Raw genomic sequence first — 4,904 nt, 5'->3', positions numbered from 1 at the left:
AAAATCACAGCATATCCACCAAAAAATTGGTTAATATATATTTATAAGCTAACAACAAGCAAAACATTTTCATTCTTCTCCCCCCTTTTAGAATGAAGATCCCAAACTCCCTTTTTGACCGATGCGGTTTACTCCCTTTTCCGCATCGGTTTTTTTGTGCGCTAAAATCACTGAATTCTGCTATAATAAATCTCGGAAAGAGGTGTTTGGGCTTGAAAAAGTGGAAAAGGGATCACTTAGGTATGGTGATGGGAATATTGAACGTTACACCAGACTCTTTTTCGGATGGTGGAAAATATATGCAAGTAGAAGAAGCTGTGGCTCGAGCTGTGCAAATGGCCGAAGATGGAGCCGCGATTATTGATGTTGGCGGAATTTCTACACGACCTGGTTTTTCAGAAGTAACACCTGAAGAAGAACTGGCGCGGATACTCCCGGTCATTAAAGCTGTTAGAGAGAAGCTTCCAGATATATGGATTTCTGTTGATTCTTGGCGTGCAGAAGTAGCGGAGCAAGCAATTCTAGCTGGTGCTGATATGATAAATGATCAATGGGGCGCGAAAAAAGAACCGAAAATTGCGGAAGTTGCTGCAAAATACGGCGTGCCAATTTGCCTAATGCACAATCGGGATAACGCGCAATATGAAAATTTTCTAGAAGACGTAAAAAACGACTTATTAGAAAGCGTTGCGATTGCAAAAGCGGCCTCGGTGCCGGATGAACATATCATACTTGATCCGGGTTTTGGTTTCGTTAAAACACCAGCTCAGAATTTAGAAGTATTACGCCGCATCGACGAAATTGTTGAGCTTGGCTATGAGGTCTTACTCGGAACGAGCCGAAAGTCAACGATAGGTCTTGTTCTAGGGACCACGCCAGAAGATAGAATGGAAGGAACGGGCGCGACAACAGTTTACGGTTTTGCAAAAGGTTGTACAATTACTCGCGTGCACGATGTTCTTCCAATTGCGCGCATGGTTCGGATGACGGATGCGATAACTGGCAAATTAGATATTACAAAATTATAAAGAGGTGCTTTAATTGGATAAAATTTATTTAAATGAATTAGTGTTTTACGGATACCACGGAGTTTTAGCAGAAGAAACAAAATTAGGACAAACGTTCAGAGTGTCGCTTATTCTCGGGCTTTCTACAAAAAAAGCCGGAATGTCGGACAGCGTAGAAGATACGGTCAGCTATGCAGAAGTGTATGAAACTGTGAAAGGCATAGTAGAAGGTACACCATTTAAACTAATCGAAGCACTTGCGGAAAAAATCGCAACCGAAGTTTTAGTCGGATACCCACTTTTAGAAGAAGTAACGGTAAAACTTATTAAACCAAATCCGCCAATTCCGGGACATTACGATTCTGTTGCCGTAGAAATCGAACGTAAGAGAAGTGATTTGAATGGCTAAAGCGTTTCTATCCATTGGTACAAATATCGGCGAACGTTTAGAAAATTTAAATGATGCGCTAAGAGGTCTAGCTGCTTCAAATCAAATTAAAATCACTAATGTATCCAGTGTTTATGAAACAGACGCAGTGGGTTATGAAGACCAAGCAGCCTTTTTAAACATCGCAGCAGAAATCGAAACCAAATTTACCCCAGTTGATTTACTAGATTTTTGCCTGGCGCTCGAACTTGAATTGGGGCGAGTTCGGTTGTTTAAATGGGGCCCGCGCCTCATCGATATTGATGTTCTACTATATGATGATGTTAAAATCGACACAGAAAAGCTAAAAATCCCACATCCTTATATGAAAGAACGCGCCTTCGTAATGATTCCATTAATAGAAATTTCACCAGAAAAAAGCAATTTTTTAGCGAATCCAGCCATTTTGGAAGAGCAAGGTGTTCGGAAAATAAAAAATCAAGTCAACTGGTAAAATTGGCACTTGCAGAAAAACTTAATTATGATAACATATCACTAGCGCAATTTAAGAGGAAGGGGTTTACCATTTATGTTTAAAATAGGTAACGTAGAAATTAAGAACCAAGTAGTTGTGGCGCCAATGGCCGGTATATCCAATTCCGCATTCCGTCTAACAGTCAAAGAATTCGGAGCAGGCCTCGTTTGCTGTGAAATGATTAGCGACAAAGGAATCGCATACCGCAATGCTAAAACACTTGATATGCTATATATTGATGAAAAAGAAAAACCACTGAGCCTACAAATTTTCGGTGGCGAGAAAGAAACGCTTGTAGAGGCCGCAAAATTCGTAGCTGAAAATACGACGGCCGATATTATTGATATCAATATGGGTTGTCCGGTAAACAAAATTATCAAATGTGAAGCTGGAGCAAAATGGCTACTTGACCCAAATAAAGTGTACGACATGGTAGCTGCTGTAGTGGACGCTGTCGATAAACCAGTAACAGTGAAAATGCGCATTGGATGGGACGAGGAACATGTCTTTGCAATCGAAAATGCACTTGCTGCTGAACGTGCCGGAGCTGCTGCGGTTGCAATGCACGGCCGTACTCGTGTGCAAATGTATGAAGGTAGCGCGAACTGGGACGTACTTAGAGACGTAAAACGCGAACTAAAAATCCCGTTCATGGCCAATGGTGACGTAAGAACACCTGAAGACGCCAAACGAATCCTAGAACATACCGGCGCAGATGGCGTAATGATCGGCCGAGCTGCCCTAGGAAACCCATGGATGATTTATCGTACAGTAAAATTCCTAGAAACAGGCGAACTTCTCCCAGAACCAGAACCACGTGAAAAAATGCAAACTGCCATGCTACACCTAAACCGTTTAGTTGAGTTAAAAGGAGAAAACATCGCAGTTCGCGAATTCAGACAACACGCAGCATACTACCTAAAAGGCGCTCGCGGAAGCACTCGCGCTAAAGTAGCTGCTAACCAAGCAACAAAACAATCAGAAATGGAAGCAATTTTAAATGAATTTGTTCTCCAATATGAAGAAAAAGCGTTAGCAAAACAAGACTAATTATCGTTGCCTCGAGATTTCGGGGCAATTTTTAAATTTATACTAGAAAAACAACACCAAAAAAGCGTATAATGGAAACATCTGTAGAAATGAAAAGAATAGGAGTGTACCTATATGAGTAACGAGAATCATGAAGAACTAAATGACCAACTCATCGTCCGTCGCGAAAAAGTGGACACATTACGCGAAGAAGGCATAGATCCTTTTGGCGAAAAATTCATCCGTTCCATCAGCCCGGAAGAACTTGAAACAAAATTCGCTGATAAATCAAAAGAAGAACTTGAAGAAGCTGCTATCGAAGTTTCTGTAGCAGGACGTATTATGACAAAGCGTGTAAAAGGTAAAGTAGGTTTCACGCATATTCAAGACCGTTTCCATCAATTACAAATCTATATCCGCAAAGATGCTATTGGTGAAGATGCATATGCTATTTTCAAATTAGCTGATTTAGGAGATATTATTGGTATAAAAGGAACTATTTTCCGCACTAATACAGGCGAACTTTCGGTTAAAGCAACAGAATTCACTTTGCTTTCCAAATCATTACGCCCGCTTCCTGATAAATATCATGGCTTGAAAGACGTAGAACAACGCTACCGTCAACGCTACTTAGACTTAATTACAAACGAAGAAAGTCAAAACCGTTTTGTAATGCGTAGTAAAATCTTGAAATACACTCGTGATTATATGGATAACCAAGGGTTCCTAGAGGTAGAAACTCCAGTACTTCATACAATTGCTGGTGGAGCCGCTGCAAAACCATTTATCACACACCATAATGCGCTTGATATGGAATTATACTTACGAATCGCTTTAGAACTACACCTAAAACGCCTAATCGTTGGCGGGATGGATAAAGTATACGAAATCGGACGTGTTTTCCGTAATGAAGGAACATCCACACGCCACAACCCTGAATTTACAATGCTAGAATCATACGCAGCATACGAAGATTACGAAGATGTAATGGACTTAGTAGAAGGTTTAGTATCCACTGTATGTAAACAAGTAAACGGAACAACAGAAATAACATACGGCGAATACAAAGTAGACCTAACTCCGAACTGGCGCCGTGTACACATGGCGGATGCAGTAAAAGAATATGTAGGCGTAGATTTCTGGAACGTAACTTCTGATGAAGAAGCGCGCAAACTAGCTAAAAAACATGATGTACCAGTAACGGAACATATGACATACGGCCACATTCTTAACGAGTTTTTCGAAACATACGTAGAAGAAAAACTAATTCAACCGACATTCGTTTACGGACACCCAGTAGAAATCTCTCCTTTAGCTAAGAAAAATAAAGAAGACGAACGTTTTACTGACCGTTTTGAATTATTCATCGTCGGCCGCGAACACGCAAATGCCTTCTCAGAGTTAAATGATCCGATTGACCAAAGAGAACGTTTTGAGGCGCAAATAAAAGAACGTGAACAAGGAAATGACGAGGCGCACGGAATGGATGCAGATTTCCTTGAAGCATTAGAATACGGATTACCGCCAACAGGTGGACTAGGTATAGGTATAGACCGTCTAGTAATGCTATTAACAGACGCTCCATCTATCCGTGACATCCTACTATTCCCAACAATGAAACATCGCGATTAATAAAAAATCCAGAGCTGATAATATCGGTTCTGGATTTTGTTGTTTTCTCAGAAAAAAACAAATTTGCCAAAGAGAAACTTTTTCTTAAAATATGCTTGCAATACCCATAAAAACATGATATATTTATAAACGTTCCAGTTAAACAAATGCAAAATGCGATTCAGGAAATTAAATTTTTTTGAAAAAACATCTTGACTTTGATAACTAGATAGAGTAAGATATAAGAGTTGCTGCTAAAGGCAACGAAGAAGAAAAAGTGACCTTTGAAAACTGAACAAAAAAGAAGACGAAAAGCAATGAGACGTAAAGTCTCACTGGTAATCGCAGGGCAGAA

5 protein-coding genes are annotated in these 4,904 nt (G+C 40.2%); all 5 read left to right on the top strand.

The window, feature by feature from the left end:
• Positions 1-212: 212 nt before the first annotated feature.
• The 5 genes from folP (at position 213) to lysS (ending at position 4,570) form a co-directional block, all read left to right on the top strand.
• Positions 213-1,028, top strand: a complete 816-nt coding sequence (folP, locus tag HCJ30_RS14155) for a dihydropteroate synthase (protein ID WP_185392798.1) — start codon at positions 213-215, stop codon at positions 1,026-1,028.
• A 13-nt stretch (positions 1,029-1,041) separates the two neighbouring features.
• Entirely contained in the window at positions 1,042-1,416 is a 375-nt protein-coding gene (folB, locus tag HCJ30_RS14150; protein ID WP_185392796.1) for a dihydroneopterin aldolase, read from the top strand.
• Entirely contained in the window at positions 1,409-1,888 is a 480-nt protein-coding gene (gene folK / locus HCJ30_RS14145; protein ID WP_185392794.1) for a 2-amino-4-hydroxy-6-hydroxymethyldihydropteridine diphosphokinase, read from the top strand. Before folB ends, folK begins: the two co-directional genes overlap by 8 nt.
• A 75-nt stretch (positions 1,889-1,963) precedes the next feature.
• The gene (gene dusB, locus HCJ30_RS14140; RefSeq protein ID WP_003723750.1) at positions 1,964-2,959 is read left to right on the top strand and encodes a tRNA dihydrouridine synthase DusB; all 996 of its coding nucleotides are present in this window, start codon (positions 1,964-1,966) and stop codon (positions 2,957-2,959) included.
• A 114-nt stretch (positions 2,960-3,073) separates the two neighbouring features.
• On the top strand, positions 3,074-4,570 hold the full coding sequence (lysS, locus tag HCJ30_RS14135; protein ID WP_185392792.1) for a lysine--tRNA ligase: 1,497 nt from the start codon (positions 3,074-3,076) through the stop codon (positions 4,568-4,570).
• Positions 4,571-4,904: the final 334 nt, after the last annotated feature.

Origin of the sequence: Listeria cossartiae subsp. cossartiae (assembly GCF_014224155.1) — a bacterium.
Classification (GTDB): domain Bacteria; phylum Bacillota; class Bacilli; order Lactobacillales; family Listeriaceae; genus Listeria; species Listeria cossartiae.
The sequence above is the reverse complement of the archived record's forward strand: the minus strand, read 5'-3'. Positions and strand labels throughout refer to the sequence as shown.